The 18,848-nt window shown below is 66.8% G+C and carries 21 protein-coding genes and 1 pseudogene; 11 read left to right on the top strand and 11 right to left on the bottom strand.

Annotated elements, in window-relative coordinates; genetic code table 11:
- Position 1 precedes the first annotated feature (1 nt).
- Positions 2 to 796 carry a DUF72 domain-containing protein gene (locus QX126_RS09110; RefSeq protein WP_315780640.1) on the top strand — a complete coding sequence of 265 codons (795 nt, stop codon included), beginning with the start codon at positions 2 to 4 and terminating at the stop codon, positions 794 to 796.
- A gap of 26 nt (positions 797 to 822) precedes the next feature.
- Positions 823 to 966: pseudogene (locus tag QX126_RS09105) on the top strand (DUF305 domain-containing protein); the annotation flags it as partial.
- A gap of 116 nt (positions 967 to 1,082) precedes the next feature.
- Here the strand turns inward: QX126_RS09105 and QX126_RS09100 are convergent.
- Positions 1,083 to 1,259 (bottom strand): hypothetical protein, encoded by a 177-nt coding sequence (locus QX126_RS09100; protein ID WP_315774596.1) that lies wholly within the window; start codon positions 1,257 to 1,259, stop codon positions 1,083 to 1,085.
- Positions 1,260 to 1,665: 406 nt separating this feature from the next.
- Between QX126_RS09100 and QX126_RS09095 the strand changes: the two genes are divergently transcribed.
- From QX126_RS09095 to QX126_RS09070, 6 genes are all read left to right on the top strand, one after another.
- The gene (locus QX126_RS09095; RefSeq protein ID WP_315712288.1) at positions 1,666 to 2,403 is read left to right on the top strand and encodes a Crp/Fnr family transcriptional regulator; all 738 of its coding nucleotides are present in this window, start codon (positions 1,666 to 1,668) and stop codon (positions 2,401 to 2,403) included.
- 61 nt (positions 2,404 to 2,464) lie between these two features.
- A complete protein-coding gene (locus tag QX126_RS09090) occupies positions 2,465 to 4,531 on the top strand; it encodes a PAS domain S-box protein (RefSeq protein ID WP_315780540.1) in 2,067 nt (688 codons plus the stop codon).
- Positions 4,532 to 5,052: 521 nt separating this feature from the next.
- Positions 5,053 to 5,943, top strand: a complete 891-nt coding sequence (locus QX126_RS09085; RefSeq protein ID WP_315780539.1) for a hypothetical protein — start codon at positions 5,053 to 5,055, stop codon at positions 5,941 to 5,943.
- 133 nt (positions 5,944 to 6,076) lie between these two features.
- The gene (locus QX126_RS09080) at positions 6,077 to 6,283 is read left to right on the top strand and encodes a hypothetical protein (protein WP_315712292.1); all 207 of its coding nucleotides are present in this window, start codon (positions 6,077 to 6,079) and stop codon (positions 6,281 to 6,283) included.
- Positions 6,284 to 6,390: 107 nt separating this feature from the next.
- Positions 6,391 to 6,798, top strand: a complete 408-nt coding sequence (locus QX126_RS09075; RefSeq protein WP_315741145.1) for a hypothetical protein — start codon at positions 6,391 to 6,393, stop codon at positions 6,796 to 6,798.
- A gap of 203 nt (positions 6,799 to 7,001) precedes the next feature.
- The gene (locus QX126_RS09070) at positions 7,002 to 7,676 is read left to right on the top strand and encodes an HAD family hydrolase (protein ID WP_315780537.1); all 675 of its coding nucleotides are present in this window, start codon (positions 7,002 to 7,004) and stop codon (positions 7,674 to 7,676) included.
- A gap of 9 nt (positions 7,677 to 7,685) precedes the next feature.
- Here the strand turns inward: QX126_RS09070 and QX126_RS09065 are convergent, their stop codons facing one another.
- The 4 genes from QX126_RS09065 to QX126_RS09050 all read right to left on the bottom strand — a co-directional run bounded on the left by QX126_RS09065 (position 7,686) and on the right by QX126_RS09050 (position 10,473).
- Entirely contained in the window at positions 7,686 to 8,522 is an 837-nt protein-coding gene (locus QX126_RS09065) for an HD domain-containing protein (RefSeq protein WP_315741143.1), read from the bottom strand.
- A 282-nt stretch (positions 8,523 to 8,804) separates the two neighbouring features.
- Positions 8,805 to 9,194, bottom strand: coding sequence for a cytochrome C (locus QX126_RS09060; protein ID WP_315780535.1), 390 nt, complete (start codon positions 9,192 to 9,194; stop codon positions 8,805 to 8,807).
- On the bottom strand, positions 9,184 to 10,068 hold the full coding sequence (locus tag QX126_RS09055; protein ID WP_315741141.1) for a hypothetical protein: 885 nt from the start codon (positions 10,066 to 10,068) through the stop codon (positions 9,184 to 9,186). The genes QX126_RS09060 and QX126_RS09055 overlap by 11 nt, the downstream gene beginning before the upstream one ends.
- 222 nt (positions 10,069 to 10,290) lie before the next feature.
- Positions 10,291 to 10,473, bottom strand: coding sequence for a hypothetical protein (locus tag QX126_RS09050; protein ID WP_315780639.1), 183 nt, complete (start codon positions 10,471 to 10,473; stop codon positions 10,291 to 10,293).
- 208 nt (positions 10,474 to 10,681) lie between these two features.
- Between QX126_RS09050 and QX126_RS09045 the strand changes: the two genes are divergently transcribed.
- Complete coding sequence (locus tag QX126_RS09045) at positions 10,682 to 10,915, top strand: DUF6894 family protein (RefSeq protein ID WP_315741140.1); 234 nt, start codon at positions 10,682 to 10,684, stop codon at positions 10,913 to 10,915.
- A 141-nt stretch (positions 10,916 to 11,056) separates the two neighbouring features.
- The gene (locus tag QX126_RS09040; protein ID WP_315780533.1) at positions 11,057 to 11,440 is read left to right on the top strand and encodes a hypothetical protein; all 384 of its coding nucleotides are present in this window, start codon (positions 11,057 to 11,059) and stop codon (positions 11,438 to 11,440) included.
- Between the two features lie 12 nt (positions 11,441 to 11,452).
- Here QX126_RS09040 and QX126_RS09035 read toward each other — a convergent pair whose 3' ends face one another.
- The 6 genes from QX126_RS09035 to QX126_RS09005 all read right to left on the bottom strand — a co-directional run bounded on the left by QX126_RS09035 (position 11,453) and on the right by QX126_RS09005 (position 17,681).
- Complete coding sequence (locus QX126_RS09035) at positions 11,453 to 12,379, bottom strand: glyoxylate/hydroxypyruvate reductase A (RefSeq protein WP_315741165.1); 927 nt, start codon at positions 12,377 to 12,379, stop codon at positions 11,453 to 11,455.
- Positions 12,376 to 13,674 (bottom strand): ArgE/DapE family deacylase, encoded by a 1,299-nt coding sequence (locus QX126_RS09030; RefSeq protein ID WP_315780531.1) that lies wholly within the window; start codon positions 13,672 to 13,674, stop codon positions 12,376 to 12,378. Before QX126_RS09030 ends, QX126_RS09035 begins: the two co-directional genes overlap by 4 nt.
- A gap of 40 nt (positions 13,675 to 13,714) precedes the next feature.
- Positions 13,715 to 15,016, bottom strand: coding sequence for a 4-aminobutyrate--2-oxoglutarate transaminase (gabT, locus tag QX126_RS09025; RefSeq protein ID WP_315780529.1), 1,302 nt, complete (start codon positions 15,014 to 15,016; stop codon positions 13,715 to 13,717).
- Positions 15,017 to 15,137: 121 nt separating this feature from the next.
- Positions 15,138 to 16,025, bottom strand: a complete 888-nt coding sequence (locus QX126_RS09020; protein WP_315741136.1) for a LysR substrate-binding domain-containing protein — start codon at positions 16,023 to 16,025, stop codon at positions 15,138 to 15,140.
- Positions 16,026 to 16,724: 699 nt separating this feature from the next.
- Positions 16,725 to 17,315: an NAD(P)H-dependent oxidoreductase gene (locus QX126_RS09010; protein WP_315780527.1), complete on the bottom strand. Its 591-nt coding sequence runs from the start codon at positions 17,313 to 17,315 to the stop codon at positions 16,725 to 16,727.
- A 129-nt stretch (positions 17,316 to 17,444) separates the two neighbouring features.
- Positions 17,445 to 17,681, bottom strand: coding sequence for a hypothetical protein (locus QX126_RS09005; RefSeq protein WP_315712310.1), 237 nt, complete (start codon positions 17,679 to 17,681; stop codon positions 17,445 to 17,447).
- A gap of 363 nt (positions 17,682 to 18,044) precedes the next feature.
- Here QX126_RS09005 and QX126_RS09000 point away from each other — a divergent pair, with 363 nt between their 5' ends.
- The gene (locus QX126_RS09000; protein WP_315741133.1) at positions 18,045 to 18,503 is read left to right on the top strand and encodes a hypothetical protein; all 459 of its coding nucleotides are present in this window, start codon (positions 18,045 to 18,047) and stop codon (positions 18,501 to 18,503) included.
- Positions 18,504 to 18,848 lie beyond the last annotated feature (345 nt).

Genomic DNA, 18,848 nt, shown 5'->3' with positions numbered 1-18,848 from the left:
GATGGCCCGGGTCGTGGTCGGCACATCGGGATGGCATTACGGGTCCTGGCGCGGCGCCTTCTTTCCGCAGGGCCTTCTGATCAGGCACCAGCTGCCCTACTACGCCAGCCAGTTCGAGACCACCGAGCTGAATGGCGTGTTCTACCGGACGCCGACGGAAGCCGCCGTCCGCGGCTGGCGCGATCAGACCGGCCCCGATTTCGTTTTTGCCTGGAAAGCCTCCAAGTTCATCACGCATTGGAAGCGCCTGTCCGCGCGCTCGGTCAACAGCATTGCGCTGATGGAGAGCCGGCTGTCGCTGCTCGGCGACAAGGCCGGCCCCGTGCCGTTCCAGCTGCCGCCGCATTTCGAAGCGAATCCCGAGCGCCTCGAGTCCTTTCTGCCGCTGCTGCCGAGGCACCGGCGCTACAGTTTCGAATTCCGTCACCCGAGCTGGTACACGCCGGCCATCATGCGCCTGCTGAGGGACGCGAACATCTCGCTCTGCCTGTCGGACCATCACGACGCCCCGGCGCCGTGGAAGCGCACGGCCGATTTCGTCTATGTGCGCGGACACGGCCCCGGCGGCCGCTACAAGGACAACTATACCGACGCAACGCTCGCGACCTGGGCCAAGCGCATTCGCGCCTGGGCGACGCACGGGATCGACGTCTACGTCTATTTCGACAACGACCAGAAGAGCGCGGCGCCCGCCGACGCTTTGCGGCTGCGCCGGTTGCTCGCGGCGTCCCCTCACCGGACACACGGCGCGGCGCGCGCGAGGTCGACAGAACATCGTGGACATCTCTCGGTTTAGGCCGCAACCAACGAGAGGAACCACCCATGCGACGCACACTCAGCACGCTTGGCTGCCTGGTACTCGCCGGCCCTGCCCTCGCCCAATCAGTCTGCGAAAAGACCGGGGTGAATTCGGCGCTCGGCATTGCGCCGAGCACGGAGGACTTCGTCAAGCAGGTCGCCATCAGCCGGCATTGCTGCGCGACACCACGGTCTCCTTCTCGATCAGTCCCGCTGCATTGGTGAAATACGCCTCGACCGCCTCAGACATCGCCTGCGCGACTTTCGGAGGATTGCCGAGTTGATCAATGCTCGATTCGATCCCGTTCGCGATCGACCGCGATCCGGCCTTGCGCGCGATCGATACTGGAGTACTCGACCGCAGCCAGCGGGCGCTTGGCGCCGATCGCCGGGGCCCCGAGAACACAGGCAAGCGCCGTGATCGAGAGCATCGACACCGCAAAGAGCTGACCGACTCGCATGATGCATTTCCAGTTGATTGTTTTGATCAACTTAGGAAGCGGAGCCTGAGGGGGTCTTAAATCCGCTGACCTGGCGTGGCGCCAGATCGTCGCCGCTCCGCGTCGATTCCCGTAGATCAACGGGCTTCGACGGTGGTCCTCATCAGTTTTCATGAGAGTTCCACGACAGAGGCGCGAAGGGTTGGTCGGGATCGCGCGATGTTGCTCGTGCTTCGAGCATCGCTTGGGAGCACGGGCAGCGCAGGAAGCCGCGGCAATCTCTCCGACTCCGGGCCCGCGCTGGTTCCTCATGCAGTCCTCATGCAAGTGTAGAAAGATCCAGCGGTCAACGCGGTACAATGCTAACATAAGTTATTGAAGTCGCACCACATGGAACCCCAATAAACTAACTCGGGGGAACCGCTCTTTGAGTCATCTGGTACGCAAGCTCGAGAATTTCGTCCGCCTCTCTGCGGCCGACCGCCTGATGCTCAACCGCGCTGCGGCTCAGCGGGTAAGGACCTTCGCGCCACGCACCGACATCGCGCGCGAAGGCGAGAAGCCCAAGGACGTGCATCTGATCCTGAATGGCTGGGCCTGCCGCTACAAGCAGCTCGAGGACGGCCGCCGCCAGATCGTCTCGTTCTTCCTTCCTGGCGATATCTGCGATCTCAACATCTTCATTCTGCGCGAGATGGACCATTCGATCGGCACCATCACGCCGGTGTCGATCGCCGATCTGCCGCGCGAGTTCTTCGACGAGATCAGCGCCGGTTATCCGCGCATTGCGACGGCGTTCTGGTGGGAGACGCTGGTCAATGCCGCGATCCAGCGCGAATGGACCATGAATCTCGGGCAGCGCACCGCGTCCGAACGCATGGCGCACCTGTTGTGCGAACTGTTCTTCCGGCTGCGCCTGGCGGGTCTCGCCGACGACAGCAGCTGCAGCTTCCCGCTCACCCAGGCCGATCTCGCCGAGGCGACCGGCCTGTCGAAGGTCCACGTCAACCGCACGCTGCAGGAACTGCGCGCCAGCAACCTGATCGTGCTCAAAGGCAAGATGCTGGTACTTCCGGACCTCGAGCGCCTGATGAGCGCAGGCCTGTTCAACGCGAATTACTTGCATTTGGACCGCGAAGGCCGTCAGCTCGACGCGAATGAGTGAGAGGTTCGGAGCGGCGCTTGCGCTATGCTGACCGGCTCGGCACTCTGCCGGGGAAACGGCGATGGTCGAACAGCGCATGGTTGACGGACCCTTCGAGCAGGAGATCGTGCAGCGCCTCGGGCTGATGCCCAACCTGTTCAGGTCGGCGCCGTCAGCGCCTGAGGCGACCCGACAGCTCTGGCAGTTCGCCAAATCCGCCTATCTCGACACCCCGCTGCCGGCCCTGTTCAAGGAGCGGCTCGCCGTCCATCTGTCGCGCCTCAACCATTCGCCTTATTGTCTGACCCGGCATTTCGGTTTTCTGGTCGGATTGGGCAAGCCCGCGGGCGACTCGGCATCCCGCCCCGAGACGATCGATCGGGCGCGTCAACTGCTCGCGCGGCCGCTCGCGGATCCCGCGCGCACCGCGGCGGCGCTGGGCCGGCTTGAGATTCTCCAGCCCCCGCTCGACATCCCGGAGCCGGGCAGCGACGGCGAGGCGGACCTGTTCGAGGCCGCGTCGGTGCTGTTCATGCAAAGTGCTGATTCCGACCGCTCGCGGCGCGCGATCCGACACGCCTTCGGCAACACCAGGTTCGATCTGCTGGCGGCCTTCCTCGCCTATCTGCGCACAGCGCATTTCTGGGCCGATGCTCACCTGCTCACGATCGATTCGGACGTCCTTGCCCTCGCACAGGCCGATCCTGAGCTCGCCGTCTGCCTCGGCTGCAGCGAGCTGCCGGACGCTGGGCCGCCCGCACAGCAGCCGCATTCGAATGGCGGCGATGCCAGCGATCATCGACTGCGCCGCCTCCTCGAGATCGATTCGGTCGGCGTGCTGTTCTTCGATCATGCAGCCGGCACCCTGATCGACGCCAACGAGGCCTTCTTGGCGATGACAGGCTATTCGCGCCAGGAGATCAACAGCGGCCAGCTGACCTGGAAGAGCCTGACCCCCCCGGAATGGATGCGCACTGCGAGCGACCAGATCGAGCTGCTGCGGCAGACCGGCCGGCTCGGTCCCTATGAGAAGCAGTATTTTCGCAAGAACGGCGAACGCGCCTGGATGATGTTCGCCGGCCGTGACCTCGGCGACGGCACCCTCGTCGAGCTCGTGATGAACATCGACGACCGCAAGCGCACCGAGGCCGCGCTGCGCGACAGCGAGGCGCGCTTCCGCCAGTTCGGCGAAGCGTCCTCCGACGTGGTGTGGATCCGCGATGCCGAGACCCTGCAATGGGAATATCTCAGCCCCGCATTCGAGACGATCTATGGCGTCCCGCGCACCGCCGTGCTCCGCGGCGACCATCTCGCATCGTGGACCGAGCTCATGCTGCCGGAGGACCGGCCCCGCGCCCTCGAGAGCCTGGAGCGCGCCCGGCGCGGCCAGCGCGACAGCCTGGACGTCCGTATCGTCAGGCAGCCAGACGGCGTCATGCGCTGGCTGCGCATCCGTAGTTTTCCCATGGTCGACGAGGTGGGGCGGGTGCAGCGCATCGGCGGCATCACCCAGGACATCACGGCGCTGGTCTCGGCCTCCGAGCACCAGAAGCTGCTGCTCGCCGAGTTGCAGCACCGCGTCCGCAACATGCTCGCCGTGATCCGCTCGATCATCCGCCGCACGGGCGACTCGAGCGACAGTGTCGAGGATTTCGCCAGTCACCTCGAAGGCCGCATCACGGCGCTGTCGCGCATCCAGGCGGTCGTCACGCGCGATCCCCTCGCCGGTTTCGATCTGGCCGAGCTGATCGCCGATGAGCTGCGCGCCGGAGCCGCGCGCGAGGACAGGCAATTCTCGCTGTTGGGCCCCCAGGTGCGGCTGAAGCCGAAGGCGGCCGAGAGCATCGGGCTTGCCATGCACGAGCTCGCGACCAATGCGCTGAAATATGGCGCGCTGACGGTGCCGCGGGGCTTCATCAGGATCGAATGGCGGCTCGACAAGCACGACGCGGTCGACTGGCTGGTCATCGACTGGACCGAGACCGGCATGTCCGGACGCACGCTGAGTGCGCAGCGCCAGGGCTTTGGAACCGTGCTGCTGGAACAGATGCTGCCGTACGAGGTCGGTGCCCGCGTCGTGCGGCGCTTCGAGCCGAGCGGCCTCTGCTGCGAGATCCGGCTGCCCACCGACGACATTCTCAAGCGTTGACGGGCCGATCGAAGCTTCATTTCGCGGCACCGGTCGGCAACAATGGCCGGGATCTCGTCGGCGCGGAGAAACGCCGTCGGCATAGCCTTCGCGGTGCATTCGGGGTATGCTCCGCCTGCGGCCAGAGGTGGAGGTCGCATGGGTCGCGCAACCGCCATGTCTTCGCCTTGGTTTGGGCGGATATGACCAAGTGTCGATGAGATTGGGAATCGGCCGAGCGTCGACGCGACGGAACGATGATGGGACGTTCCTGAGCATGCGGCTCTGGCCAAGATGAATCACCGTGAACATGCAGATGCGTGGGCACGAGGGACAACCGGTATCCAGGTTCTGTGCTGATGCGGCCGAGAGGCCGAGCGTCCTGTGGCGCCGTCGTCATCCGACGTTGGTGTCACGAAGCGTAGGTACGATGCAGCGTGAGTACGCGGAGCATTGGTGCACGAGGGCGTTGGTAGGACGACACATCGGTACAGAGCCGAGCGCCGCCTGCGAGGCGGACGACAACGGAGGACGGAGCGTCAATGCTTGCAACGACGACCAAAGACGGCGATCAGCAGCCTCATGCCATGATCGATCCCGAGATCGTGCTGGCGGCCCGCGCGGATCGCACCGCCGCCGAAGCGGACAGGCGCAGCTCGCAACGGCCGCCGGATGTCCCCTTGCCGAAGATCGACCCTGACTACAGGACGCAGGCGACGAGCGACCTCGCGGTCACCGGAGAGCGCAGCACGTTCGCCACCTGGGCCGTGCGCACCATTCTGGCGGTGCTGTTCGCCGTCGGCAGCGCGGTCGCCGCGGCCGCCTGGCAGAGCTACGGAGACCAAGCCCAGGAGATGATCGCGCATTGGATGCCGCGGATCACGCTGGCATCGAACGCCGACAAGGACGCCGCGGCACAGCCAGCCGCGACCGCGCCCCAGCAGACGGCCGCCGAAGCGCCGGCTGAGGCGCAGGAGCACGCAACGAGCGCGGTTGGCGCGACCGCGTCGCAGGAGCAGTTGCTGCAATCGATGGCCCACGACCTCGCTGCCTTGAGCCAGCAGATCGGCGAGCTGAAGACGAGCCTCGCACAGTTGAAGGCCGGGCAGGAGCAGATGGTCCGCGACATGGCGCGGGTCGCCGAGGCCAAGCCCAGCGACAGGCCCGCCGAGCGGTCGAGCGAGCGGACCGCGGAAGCACGGTCGTTCGATCCGCGCGCCATCGAGCAGACGATCCGGCCGCGCCCGGCCCCACGCCCTGCGACCGCGGCCGTGACCCCAGCACTGCCTGGTGCAGCAGCTGTGCACCGGCCGCGCACGCCGCCGCCGGCCGCAGCCGGCATGGCTCCTCCGCCGCCTGCTCCGATGCCGCTGCCGTCGGCGCCGGTCGATCCGGACCAGCCCGTGGTGCGTCCGCCAATGCCGGTGCGCTGAGGGATCCGCACAGGCGCCCGCGCTGGTCCGCGCCGATCGACGCGGCGGTGATCGATTTCGTCGATGCACTTGTCGCGACGCGGCTTTCCGAGCTAAGGAACTGCGCCTGACAATGCGCATCGCCGAGGGGTTCATGAGCCTGACCGATCCGACCGTCCTGTCCGCCTCCGACCTCGCAGACCGCATCGCGATCCTGCGCGACAACATCCGCCAGATCACCGAGCAGGCCGCTTCGCAGTCGGGTGCGGCCGACGAGGAGCGCAACGCCGACCGCCTCGCGCAGCAGAGCGAAGAGCTCGACGTTCTGCTCAAGGAGCAGGAGCGGCGGCTGAACAAATAGCCGGCCGGCCCCTTCGATCATTTCGCGCGTGCTGCACTGCGCTCGTTGTTGCCCGCGCGTCGCCCACAGGCTAGCCTCGCCGAAAACAAGCGGGAGGTAGCCAGAGGATGCGAAACGGTCTGCTTTACACGTCAACCCTTGCGGCATTGACCACTGCGGCATTGCTGGCGGCCCTGACACCGGGCAGCGCCGAGCCACGCCATATGTATACGACCATGGTGCTGGAGGCGTTCGCCACCAAGGTCGAATGTCCCGGCGTCGATGTCGTCTATCAGGATCTGGTCCAGAAGGCGCAGGACATGAAGATGCCTGACGGCACGACCGAGAAGGTGCGCAAGGCGATCGCCTATATGCACACCGGCGGCAAGATGGGCGAGAAGCAGGACGACGATCTGATGGCGGAGGTGGCCGTCGCCACGCAGGCCATCGACATGGATCAGCGCCGCCTCGGCATGACGAACTGGTGCGAGGAGCAGAAGAAGACGCTGGCCGGCTTCATCCGTCCCAAGGGCTGACCCCGGAGCGGCCTCGGGGCTGCCGACGGAGCGGAAAGACCGCACGGCACGTTTGCCGGCCATGGCCGAACGACGCGCCGTTCGTCGGTCTGCGCACCGCCATAGCGGGCACGGCACAGCCCCGCGGCGGGCAGGAACCCGGATGACCGCTGCCGCTTGGCCTTGCAGCTGCTACGCAGCAGACATCCAGCCCGGAGCGAGCCATGCGCATCGAAACCGCTTTCCTGTTCGACCTCGACGGCACGCTGGTCGACAGCGTCTATCAGCATGTGCTCGCCTGGAAGACGGCGCTGGATGCCGAGAACATCGAGCTCTCGGTCTGGCGCATCCACCGCAAGATCGGCATGAGCGGCGGCCTGTTCACCAACCAGCTGCTGCGCGAGACGGGTTTTGCCATCGAGCCCGATCGGATCGAGCGGCTGCGGAAAGCGCATGCCGCGGCCTATCAGAAGCTCGGAGGCCAGGTTCGGCCCCTGCCCGGCGCACGCGAGCTGCTCGGCTTCTTGACCGATGCCGGTATCCCCTGGGCGATCGCGACCAGCGGGAGAATGGAAACGGCGGCCGTCAATCTCGCCGCGCTCGGCGTCGATCCCAAGACCAACACTGTCGTGACACGCGACGAGGTCCGCTACGCCAAGCCTGATCCCGATCTGTTTCTCGCGGCCGCCGCCCGCCTCGACGCGCCGATCGAGCGCGCGGTCGTGATCGGCGACAGCATCTGGGACATGCTCGCCGCAACCCGCTGCCGGGCGCTCGGCGTCGGCCTGTTGAGCGGCGGCTATGGTTCGGAGGAACTGCGCCAGTCCGGCGCCATCCGCGTCTACGAGGATCCGGCCGACCTGCTCGGCCACATCGACGAGGTCGGCGGCCGGCGCTAACTCAGCCGGTCAACTCTGCGGGCCCGACAGCGAGATGTCGCGTTCGGCGCGGAACACGTTGGCATAGAGGTTGGCGATCCACTGGCGCCCCGTCGATGTCATGTTGAGATAGCGGATCTCGGTCTGGATGTGCGGGGCGACGCTGTTCCAATAGAACTGCGGATAGCGGTTGACGATATCGGCCGGTGACTCATAGCCGAGCTGCCGGTTGATGCCGACCTCCTCGAACTCGTAGTACAGCGCGTTGGCCTTGCGGATGTAGTTGGGGTCGCCGAGCTGTCCGATCAGGTCGGCGGCGCGCACGATCGACTGCTCCTCGTCGAACTGCTGGCCGGCGAGCGGCGGAAAGCGGGTGCCCTCGATGGCGCGGGCGATGCGATCCTTGTCCAGCGGCGCCATGCCTTCGATGCGGTTGATCACATATAGCTTCGAGCGGTCGACGTGATACGGCATCAGGCTGGCGTCGGAGGCGCCGCGCGGCAGGCAGATCTTGCGGCCGCCGCGATCGATGACGAAGCCGTCGACGTCGTCTTCCCTGAACAGGCCGCGGACATAGCCGATGTCGTGAAGCAGGCAGGCCAGGATGACGTGGACGTAGTCGTCCGCCGTCATGTGGCTGTGCAGCGCGCGGCCGCGCAGGATCTCGTGGCCGGCCAGCGTGACCAGCAAGGTGTGCTCGACGTTGTGATACAGCGCATCGCTGTTGCCGATGCATTCCAGCGCAATGCGCGCAGCCGCCGGAAGCATCTCCGTCAACTGGGTATGAGACGATCCGAAACGGCGTCGCATATAGGAGCTGAGGAAACGCTCCAACGCCGCTGCCGCGAGCTCCGGTAAGGTCATCATCGCCGCTGCCCCGCCTCAGACAGCCCAAACACAACGTCAAAAGACATAACGCCCGAAAACACAATCACGATAACGCGGCTCGCGGCACGACTGAGACGTCAGGACGACACGGCTCAGGACGGCCAGCTTCGCACGGACACGCGCGAGATTGGCCCCCCGGAGCGTTCGAGCACCTTGGCCGACGAGCATAGCCCAGGTTGCGGATATCGGCCACACCCGGACGAGCACACACCGGAAAACTGCGGGCCAAGCGACTGAATCTGACGCGATCGAGGTCGATCGCTAACGTCCTCGCACCGGTAGCGGCGGCCGCGGCGGTCTTGTCTCACCGCGATAGGCCGGTCGCCGCGAAGGGGAACGGCGGGCCGGCGCGGCCGCCGGCGCATCGACCGACTGCAGATAGGTGCTCAAGGCCGACGCGGAGTCGTCGCTGCTGGTGTAGTGCTTCTGCAGGAACAAATAGAGCGTCAGGCGAAAGCGCCCCTTGGCGAGCCCACGTGCCGAGCGATGACAGGTGGCGCAGCTGTCCGCAAACAGCCGCGCGCCGGATTTGCCGGCATCGAGATCTTCCGCCTGTGCACTGCTGATGACAATCAGCAGCAGCGCGGCCGATCCAACAAACCCCAGCCGCGCCCCGGCGCGCCCGCGCGCGTGGACGCGCTCAGGCGACATCAGCCCGCGGGCTTTCCTCCGCCTGCACACCCAGCGCATCGAGATCGACCAGCGCCGGATCGTCCGGCATCGGCTCGCTCTGCTGCTGTCCGCCGCCATGGACGTGCATCAGCGTCTGCACCCGGCGCGCGTTGAGATAGTCGACGTGCTGATGCGCCAGCGCCAGCGGCAGCAGGGCCTTCGGCAGCGCGGTCATGGTGAACGCGGCGACGCGCTTCACCTCCTCACCCTCACGCCAGGTCAGCGGACTCAGCGTGTAGATCATCTGACGGTCGGTCTCGGGCGCAGGCAGTTGCCTCACCTCGGGCGGCGCCAGCAGGGCCACATTGATGTTGCCGGCCCGCGTCCGGCTCGCGGCCGCGCGCAGCTCCCAGCAGATCAGCTCCGCGGCGGACAGCACCTCGCGTCGGATGTCATCGACATCGGACGCGAAGCGGCTGGCCTCGCTCAGCGCCGCACGGCCGCGCGTGACCGCATCGACGAGCGCCGCCGCACCGATCTCGAAGCGAGGAACCGCCTGCTCGATTGCGGTGGCGACGGCCTCGATGTCGTTGGCGGCGCGGTCGCGGTCGCGCTGTGCCACCGCGTCGGCGAAGGCGCGCTCCGCCAGGATGATCTGCTCGTCGCATTCGGCGACCGATGCGCGCAGCGCCTTGGCCTTCTGCTCGACCGCCTGCATCTTCGATTCGGCACGATCGAGCTGCCCGTTGCTGGCGCCTGCCTTGGCGAGCCGCTCCGCGGCGACGCGCTTCTCGTCCAGCGCCGCCTCGGCCACCCGGAGACGATCCGTCAGCCGCCGCCGCGCGGCCTGCTTGTCCTTCAGCGCACGCTCGAAGATCTCGACGGGGCTCAGCTCACGCTTGAAAAAGACCATGGCAATAATCCCTGGACGGCGGGCGCGCCGGCAACGTCGGTCAGCGGCGAATCCACTGCCGAATCATGTTGCCCGATTCTTGCGTGGAAAATGGGTCGGAAACCAGGATGAGATGCGGCACACGTTCCCCTTGACGAAACGTATCCACCGCCGGCTGCAGCCGGGCAGAGTCGAGCGAGGCCGCCGGAACGCGCGGCATATTCTGAAAATTGGGATCCGATGTCAGCTCTGATGGGGACCGCGCATCATCCTCATGGCGTCCGAGATGTGGCGCCATTCGCGGGCCTCGTCGGCCTCGCCACTGGCCTCGCATTGCTGCGCCTTCTGCGCAGCTTGTGCGACAGCCGAGGCGCCGTGCACCTCGAGCATCTGCCGGGCGATCGCGTGGATCTGGACTTCAGACATCATGTCGAGCTCCTGTCGCCGGATCGAATGGTCCGCGACAACTTTCTCTACACCGATGCGTTCCGTGAGCTGGATCACTGCACGTCCGGTTCCACCGGCTCAGACTGCGCCCCGTAATTTACCTTACGTGATCAATCCGATTTCGCGCACGCCGCCGCACTGTTACTTCTGACTGAGATTCGCCGGATGGCGATTTGAGGAGACGGACATGACGCAGGTCTTCTTCCACTGCTCCAATCCCGATGAGTTCCTCGTCGATCGGCGTGGAACCGCGGTCATCGATCTCGCCGAGGCCTGTGATCACGCCGAGCGCGTCATGCATTCGCTGATCTCCTCCGAAAGCGACGAGGATTGGCGCGACTGGGTGCTGCACATTTCCGACGATCTCGGCGAGGAAATCATCGCCATGCCGTTCGCGTCGGTGCTCGGCCCGATGCATTGAACGGAGCTGCGCGCCCTGCCGCGGCGCTGAGACATTGTGTCCGCATTAGGGTTACCGGCTCCCTCACAGGTTCCGCTCCTCGCATTCTTATCGCCACATTTGTCCGCCATTTCGGCGCTGATGCGACGGAGGGGACATCTCATGACCAGACTGCTGACGACCGCGGCCTTGGCGCTGACACTGACGGTATCGGCGGCGATGGCCGACGAGCACCGCGGCGGCGATGCCGCGCTGGGCGCCTTGTCGGGCGCCGTCGTATTCGGACCGGTGGGAGCCGTTGCCGGCGCCGTCGTCGGCTATACCGCAGGTCCTTCGATCGCGCGCTCCTGGGGCTTCCGCCGCTCGCGTGCAGCCCGGTCGCAGCAGGTCCGGCGTCCAGTCAGGGACAGCCAGGCTGCGATGACCGAGCCTCAGCAGCAGCCGCAGGCGGCGCCGCGCAGCGCACCACCGCCTGCACGGACCATTGCTGTCGCTCCGCCGGCGCCGCGCGGCCCGGTGGCGCCGCCGGTGCAGACACTCGAGTAGACCGCTGGTAAATCAGTAGCCGCGGGCGCGATCGACGACGTTCAGCAACGTCTCTCCGCGCAGCAGACGCCGCGCATTCTCCGCCACCTGCTGCGCGATCACCTCCCAGGAGGCGATCGCCGCCATGTGCGGCGTCACCAGCACGCCCGGCTCGCGCCACAGCGCATGGTCCGCGGGCAATGGCTCATGCTCGAAGACGTCGAGCACGGCGCCGCGCAGATGGCCGCTGCGGAGCAGCGCGACCAGATCCTCCGTCACCAGATGCTCGCCGCGGCTGCACAGGATCACCGCGGCACCCTTGGGCAGCCGGCCCAGGCGCCCGGCATTGAGCAGGCCCACGGTCGAGGCCGTCAGCGGCAGCAGCGAGACCAGGATCTCCGTCTCACCCAGGAAGTCGTCGAGCGCATCGGCGCCGCTGTAGGTCCGCACGCCGGCGAGCGCCTTGGGCGAGCGCGACCACGCGCTCACCGCGAAGCCCAGCTCGACCAGACGGATCGCCGCCGCGGAGCCGAGTTCGCCGAGCCCGAGAATGCCGACCCGACGGTCCTTCGCGGCACGCTGCTCGTACCGACGCCACACGCCGTTGCGCGCATTGCTGACCACGCGATCGAAGTCGCGGTGGAAATACAGCGTCCCCCACAGCACGAACTCGGTCATGGCCGCGGAGATATCGGGATCGACGATCCGGCACAGCGGCACATCCGGCACGGTCGGATCGGACAGGATGTTGTCGACGCCCGCCGCGATCGAATGGATCAGCTTCAGCTTCGGCATCGTCGCGAGCGCGCCGGGCTCCGGCTTCCAGCACACCGCAAGCTCGGCATCGCGTGCCGCCGACTCCGGCCATGACGCGACGGTCACGCCCGGCAGCTCGCGCGCGAGCAGCGCCTGCATCGGATCCATCAGTCCGGGACGGCTGAGAAGCGCGACCGTGATCATGCCGGCCGCAGTCCGCACCATTGCGCGACGAACATCGCAATGGACAGCGTGGTCTTGCGCACGCTGTCGAGATCGACGCGCTCGTCGAACGCGTGCGGACCGATGCCATAGGGCCCGTAGCACAGCGCCGGGATGCCATAGTCGACCTGATAGTAGCGGGTGTCGTTGACCGCCGTAGAGAGCCGCACGTCGAGCGGCTTCTCGAATACCCGTGCATGTACCTCGGCCAGCGCCGCCTCGGCGGCGCTGCCGGGCTCGCACACCGCAGGATCGGCCTGGAAGCCGCTCCACACCAGCTCGACCGGATTCTCCGACAGGAAGCTGTCTGCGGCCTGCGCCTTCGCGAGACACTGCTCGATGCCGGCCATGGCCTGCGCCGGCGTCTCGCCCGGCAACACGCCGAGCCGGCAATCGAGGTCGCACCAGGCCGGCGTCGAGCTCGCCCAGTCGCCGCCCTTGATGATGCCGACGTTGAACTTGATCGGATCCTTGACCGCAGCGAACCAGGCGTTCGACTTGGCACGCGCGTTGATCTCTTTCGTGTGCTCCTGGAAGGCGCGGATCAGATGCATCGCCGAGAGGATCGCATTCGTGCCGGTCTCGGCATAGGCGACGTGCACCGGCGTGCCGCGCACGCGCAGCCGGAACCAGATGGCGCCGACCTGCGCGCGGGTCAGCGTGTGGCCGGTCGGCTCCGGGATCAGGCAGGCGTCGGCCGTATAGCCGCGCATCAGAGTCGAGAGCGCGCCGTTGCCCGTGCTCTCCTCCTCGGTCACGGTCTCCAGATGGATGCGCCCGTCCGGCACGAAGCCGGCGGCCTTGATGGCATCAAGCGCGAAGATCATCGCGGAGACACCGGCCTTCATGTCCTGCGCGCCGCGGCCGATCATCCAGCCGTCACGCACGATCGCCTGATAGGGTGGATCGTTCCAGAGATCGGTCGGGCCCTCGGGCACGACGTCGATGTGGCCCTGCAGGATCAGGCTGCGTCCCTTGCCCGCGCCGTCCAGCGTCGCCACCACCTGCTTGGAGCCGTCGAGTGCGATGCTGTCCATCGGCGCCGCCTTGGGATGGCGCATCAGGTCGACGTCTTCAAGGCTGAAGCGGTCGACCTGATAGCCGCGGGTCTCGAACTCGCCGGCCAGCCAGTCCTGCACCGGCGCCTCTTCGCCGCGCAGGCTGCGGAACTGGACGAGTTGCTGCAGGAAGGCGACCTGCTTGGCGAAGTTGGCATCGATAGCGGCGGCGAGCCGCTCCATCACGTCATTCGGCACAGCCGCCGCAGCGTCAGTCACGTCTCAAACCTCCAGCCTTCCCATTCACCTCGGCCGCGCGTCAGGCGGCCAGGCACTTCTCCAGGATCGCGAGCCCTTCGTCCACGATCTCGTCGGACGCGGTCAGCGGCACCAGAATGCGGATGGTGCTCGCGGTGACGCCGCAGGACAACAGGATCAGTCCGTTCTCGTGCGCGACGCGGGTCACGCGCTTGGTCATCTCGGAATCCGGCTCGTCGCTGCCGCGCTGCTTGAGGATATCGAATGCAACCATCGCGCCAGGACCGCGCGGCTCGGAAACCGGAACCAGGTTGTTGGCGCGCGAGAAGCGCTCGATCGCCGCGCGCAATCGGTCGCCGATCGCATTGGCGCGGTCGAGCAGCTTCTCCTGCTCGAACACGTCGAGCACGGCGAGCGCCGCCGCGCAGGCCAGCGGATTGCCGCCATAGGTGCCGCCGAGGCCGCCCGGCTCCGCGGCGTCCATGATCGCGGCACGTCCAATCACGCCGGACAGCGGCATGCCGCCGGCGAGACTCTTGGCGACGCAGATCAGGTCCGGCTGCACGTCGTAGTGCTCCATCGCGAACATCTTGCCGGTGCGGCCGAAGCCGGTCTGCACCTCGTCTGCGATCAGCACGATGCCATGGGCGTCGCAGATCCGGCGCAGGCCCCGCATCAGCTCCGGCGGCGCCTGGTGGAAACCGCCCTCGCCCTGCACCGGCTCGATGATGATGGCCGCGACCTGCGAGGCGTCGATGTCGGCCTTGAAGATGAAGTTGATGTAGGACAGCGTGTCCTCGACCGACACGCTGCTGCCGGCGATCGGGAACGGCGCGTGCCAGACGCCGGGCAGCGGCGGTCCGAAATGCTTCTTGTACGGCATCACCTTGCCGGTCATGGCGTTGGCGAGCGCGGTGCGGCCGTGGAAGGCGCCGGTGAAGGCGATGATGCCGCTGCGCCCCGTGGCCGCGCGCGCGATCTTGATCGCGTTCTCGGTCGCCTCCGCGCCGGTCGTCAGCAGGATCGACTTGGCCGGCCCCGAAATCGGCGCCAGCGCGTTGAGCCGTTCGCTCAGCCGCACATACGGCTCGTATTGCAGCACCTGGAAGCAGGTGTGGGTGAAGCGGTCGAGCTGCGCCCGGATCGCGGCAACGACATGCGGATGGCAGTGGCCGGTGTTGAGCACCGCGATGCCGCCGGCAAAGTCGACATAGCGCTTGCCCTCGACGTCCCACACCTCGCTGTTGAGGGCGCGATCAGCAAACAGCGGCGTCGCATAGCTCACGCCCCTGACGACGGCCTCGTGTCGTCGCGCCAGCAGGTCTTCGTTCGCAGCCGAAATTGCAGCCGAAATTACAGCCATGGCTCAACTCCTCGTGGGAAAAATCGAGCAGAAGGCTACGCCGAGAGCCGTCTTGATCAATCAGCTTGTTCCCGATGACAAGTGCCTGCAATGCACCAGACCCAGCGGGATGAGCGCGCGGCTACGCGGCGAGCACCTTCTTCAGCCACGCCCGCAGCGCCACGATCGCGGGCTCGTCCCAGCGCTCCCGGAGCGCGACGAGCTGATAGGCTCCCATGTGGAGTGCCGAGGGGATCACCTCGACCAGTGCACCGCTGCGCAGATCATCGGCGACCAGCACCTCGTTGGCGAGCGCGACGCCCTGGCCGAAGCGGGCGGCTTCGATGGCGAGATGCGCGTGCCACAGCCGCTGGCCGCGCAACGTGACCGGCTCCCGATACCCCGCCAGCTCGAACCATTGCTCCCATTGCGCGGTGGACTCCTCGTGGATCAGCGAGGCCCTGGCGAGGCCCGGGAGTGTCGCGATCGCCGGAAACCTTGCCAGATAGGCCGGGCTTGCGACCGGGAATACACGTGGGCGCACCAGCTCCTCGGCGACCACGCCGCCGCCCCGGTCGATCGCCTCGGCATAGACGATCTCCGCATCCGCTTCGCCGCGCTGCAGGTCGGGGTGCGCCAGCGTCGGCTGCAGATTGATGTCCCAGTTGCGCGGCGGGCCGCTCAGCTCGGGCAGCCGCGCCAGCAGGCGGCGATTGGCGAGGCCTGGAATGCACCAGATGTTCAGGGTCGGACGCGCTGCGGGCCGCACCGAAATTGTCGCGCGGGCGATGATGTCGAAGGCCTGGCTGACCTCGGCATGAAACTGGCGCCCGGCCTCGGTCAGCGCGAGGCCCCGCCCCTCGGCGCGCACCAGCGCCACGCCCAGGCTACGTTGCAGATTCTGCAGATGACGCGAGACCACGGTGTGGCTGACGGCGAGCTCGTCGCCTGCGGCGCGCACGCTGCCCTTGCGGCCGACGGCCTCGAAGGCACGCAGCGCGATCAGGGAGGGCAATCGAGGTCTCGTCATGCTCGCACAGTTCTCAGCCTGCGCGATCCCCCTCCCCGCCCTCAAGCGGGAACCGCCACGATCCGTCTGTCGCGCGGCTGATGTCGGAGCGCCGGCTGCCTTGGCGGCGTCCGTTGACCGCACGAGGCGTTCCGGGCGGAGCGCCGCATCGCGGTCACGAGGGCGCTTGCGCGCGTCATGCCGCTCTTACCGTCAGCATCGGCGCAATGCCAGCCCAGAGAAAGCCACACTCGCGGGCGGGACGTTCGCGGACGTCTTAACGTGGCAGGCCGCGTCGCAAACGATCCTTAAGCCTCCCCGCCCCGACAGGCGCCATTTGCCAAAAAGTTTCCACAATTCGACTTTGAATCGGCAGTGCTTCGAGCAGGAGAACCCCCAAGATGCGGATCAGCCAAATGATCTCCGTCGGTTCGCTGGCAGCCCTCGTCGCGACGGCCGCCCCCGCACTGGCGAAAAGCTCCCAGACGCCCAAACCGGATGATCAGGCCACATCGTCCCTGCCGTGCCGCGCCTACCAGCAGGCTCCCGACGGGACATGGATGGAGCGGCCCTGTCAGGGCCAGGGCGCAAGCGCGCCGGCGCGTCAGCGCGCGGTCACCAACGGGGCCGGCAGCGCGGAACAACGTTAGCGGACGTGTGGTTAGCGGACTTGGCACGAGAGCCGGAGCGCTTGCGCTCCGGCCTGCGCTGGTGCCGCGCTCAGTAGGGCGGCGCCCTGCGCGCCCGCTGCTCCCTGCCCGCCTCGACCCACCACAACAGATCGTCGGCAAAGCGCGGAAACGCGCGCTCCAGCGCCTGGCCGGAATCGCCGGTCGGCTTGCCGTCGGCAGATAGCGACTGACCGATCGGGCCGACGGCAAGCGTGCTCGACACCACCACCATCCCCATCTCCGACAACGTGCCGTGCCACGCGGTGGCGGCGCGTGCCCCGGAGAGCCGGCCGGCGGAATAGCTCGCGATCGCCGCCGGACGCCAGAACCATTCCTCGAGAAAGTGGTCGGTGAGGTTCTTCAGTCCCGGCTGCATGCCCCAATTATATTCGCCGGTGACGAACACGAAGCCGTCGGCGGCACGGATATTGGCCGCAAGCTCGGCCATGGCCGCTGGCGCCTGGCCGGGCGGATATTCCTTGTACATGCGGTCGAGCATCGGGAGGCCGACCGCCCTGGCGTCGATCAGCTCGACGTCCTGGTCCCTGGCGCGCAACCCGTCCACGACGAATTGCGCGAGCCGGATGCCCATCCGGTCGGAGCGATAGGAGCCGTAGAGGACGAGGATGCGGAAGCTCATGGCGCGTCAACTCCTGGCCGGACGATCCGCGCCAGACTACCACGCCGCATTGCCATCGAGGTCACTATGGTCACGCCGCGGATCGATCGACCGGCGGCGCGTGGTTGGCGGAAACGAGGCTTGGCACGCTCAGCGCGTCACCGTGGCCGAAGCGGAGCGCTCGGATGGCCGGCCGAACACGCTGCGGCAACCGTCGCTGAGGCTGGCGCGCTGCTTCATCATGCAGGCAATGATGCGGTCGCGATCGGGAATCTCCGACGAGCACAGCCGGAACACGTCGCCGGTGCACAGCCGCCGCTGGTCGTCCTCCGTGAAGGCATGGCCCGCGCGCGGGCTGGCGACCATCGCCAGCGCAAGCCCTGCCATTGCCACATTCCAATTCCGCATCCTGAACAGATGAGTTCGCATCGCCGTCCCCAATTCGCCCGCTGTTTGTCCGGTTCACCCGCTGCTTTCGCTGATGTCGCGAAGCAGTTGCCGCCGCAGAATCAAATGATGACACGTCGCGGCGCGCCTTCAACAAGCGCTCTCGTTCCTGCACCACAATTTTGCGGCCTGTTGCATCTTCGACTCCTTTTGCGCTGCCGAAACCCGTGAGACGCCGCCAAATTGTCATTAGGCGAACGCAATCCGGCCCAGCCGCGCTCACACTCTCACGGCGTAGTGGCGGCGTGCTGATGGTGCTTCGGACCATCACGTGTCCCGAGTTTAGGTGTGGGAGTCAGGTTCATGGCGTACACGATGGTGGCTGAGCGGGAGCAGCAGACAATCCGCAAGCAGCGCGAAAGCGCCCTCATCGTTCTCGCCAACGCACAGGTGATGGAGGCAGAAGGCTGGCAGGTCGTCATCACCGACGAGGACGGCAACAGCCTGCCGCTCGCCGAGTTCGAAGCTGGCATCTCGCAGAAATTCTCGTCCTGGTACAAGGCCAAGCAGCGGCCGGTGGTGCCCACCACCATCCCAGCCCCCAACCTGTTCTCGACGCCGGCCAATGACGACGCCGAGCCGGAGGCCATCGTGGCCGCCGAACTCGCCGCCGAGCAGGTCGAGACGGCCGAGGTCCAGGAAGCTGCGGTCCAGGAGATCGCCGAGGACGATTTCGAAACGGCCGAGACCGCCAACGCTCCGACAGCCGAGAAGGCCGAGCGCGAGGAGATCGCGCTCGACGCCGCCGAGATGGCCGACTGATACTGCCGCCGCGCCGCAGCATCAGCGAGAGTCACTCGCCGCCTTCGTAGAACTGCTCCAACGGCAGCCCGACCTGGGCCTCGCCGATCCATTGACGCGCAATGATGTTGGACGGCCCCGCGCGTGCACCGCGGTATACGCATGCGATCGGCCAGCGGTGTCGACCGTAGCCACAGCGACCGCCGCATCAAAGATCAAGCCAGCCGCAGACCTTGCGCCACGATCTTGCGTCCTTGGATGGCGCGGCTTCCTTGCGCGATTGGCCTGCGCCGGGCGACTAACAAATACGCTCGCATCGCGGCTCTCGGTCGAACAACGATCATCGCAACGAAGAAACCGGCTGCC

Source organism: Bradyrhizobium sp. SZCCHNPS1003, assembly GCF_032381555.1.
Taxonomy (GTDB): Bacteria; Pseudomonadota; Alphaproteobacteria; order Rhizobiales; family Xanthobacteraceae; genus Bradyrhizobium.
Note: the sequence above shows the minus strand (reverse complement) of the source record. Positions and strands in the feature narration are given on the sequence as shown.

Bases quoted from the DNA above. Each gene is read 5' to 3' on its own strand.
- QX126_RS09110 (WP_315780640.1), top strand. From the start codon at position 2: ATGGCCCGGGTCGTGGTCGGCACATCGGGATGGCATTACGGGTCCTGG.
- QX126_RS09100 (WP_315774596.1), bottom strand. From the start codon at position 1,259: ATGCGAGTCGGTCAGCTCTTTGCGGTGTCGATGCTCTCGATCACGGCG.
- QX126_RS09090 (WP_315780540.1), top strand. From the start codon at position 2,465: ATGGTCGAACAGCGCATGGTTGACGGACCCTTCGAGCAGGAGATCGTG.
- QX126_RS09085 (WP_315780539.1), top strand. From the start codon at position 5,053: ATGCTTGCAACGACGACCAAAGACGGCGATCAGCAGCCTCATGCCATG.
- QX126_RS09080 (WP_315712292.1), top strand. From the start codon at position 6,077: ATGAGCCTGACCGATCCGACCGTCCTGTCCGCCTCCGACCTCGCAGAC.
- QX126_RS09075 (WP_315741145.1), top strand. From the start codon at position 6,391: ATGCGAAACGGTCTGCTTTACACGTCAACCCTTGCGGCATTGACCACT.
- QX126_RS09070 (WP_315780537.1), top strand. From the start codon at position 7,002: ATGCGCATCGAAACCGCTTTCCTGTTCGACCTCGACGGCACGCTGGTC.
- QX126_RS09065 (WP_315741143.1), bottom strand. From the start codon at position 8,522: ATGATGACCTTACCGGAGCTCGCGGCAGCGGCGTTGGAGCGTTTCCTC.
- QX126_RS09060 (WP_315780535.1), bottom strand. From the start codon at position 9,194: ATGTCGCCTGAGCGCGTCCACGCGCGCGGGCGCGCCGGGGCGCGGCTG.
- QX126_RS09055 (WP_315741141.1), bottom strand. From the start codon at position 10,068: ATGGTCTTTTTCAAGCGTGAGCTGAGCCCCGTCGAGATCTTCGAGCGT.
- QX126_RS09050 (WP_315780639.1), bottom strand. From the start codon at position 10,473: ATGTCTGAAGTCCAGATCCACGCGATCGCCCGGCAGATGCTCGAGGTG.
- QX126_RS09045 (WP_315741140.1), top strand. From the start codon at position 10,682: ATGACGCAGGTCTTCTTCCACTGCTCCAATCCCGATGAGTTCCTCGTC.
- QX126_RS09040 (WP_315780533.1), top strand. From the start codon at position 11,057: ATGACCAGACTGCTGACGACCGCGGCCTTGGCGCTGACACTGACGGTA.
- QX126_RS09035 (WP_315741165.1), bottom strand. From the start codon at position 12,379: ATGATCACGGTCGCGCTTCTCAGCCGTCCCGGACTGATGGATCCGATG.
- gabT (WP_315780529.1), bottom strand. From the start codon at position 15,016: ATGGCTGTAATTTCGGCTGCAATTTCGGCTGCGAACGAAGACCTGCTG.
- QX126_RS09020 (WP_315741136.1), bottom strand. From the start codon at position 16,025: ATGACGAGACCTCGATTGCCCTCCCTGATCGCGCTGCGTGCCTTCGAG.
- QX126_RS09010 (WP_315780527.1), bottom strand. From the start codon at position 17,315: ATGAGCTTCCGCATCCTCGTCCTCTACGGCTCCTATCGCTCCGACCGG.
- QX126_RS09005 (WP_315712310.1), bottom strand. From the start codon at position 17,681: ATGGCAGGGCTTGCGCTGGCGATGGTCGCCAGCCCGCGCGCGGGCCAT.
- QX126_RS09000 (WP_315741133.1), top strand. From the start codon at position 18,045: ATGGCGTACACGATGGTGGCTGAGCGGGAGCAGCAGACAATCCGCAAG.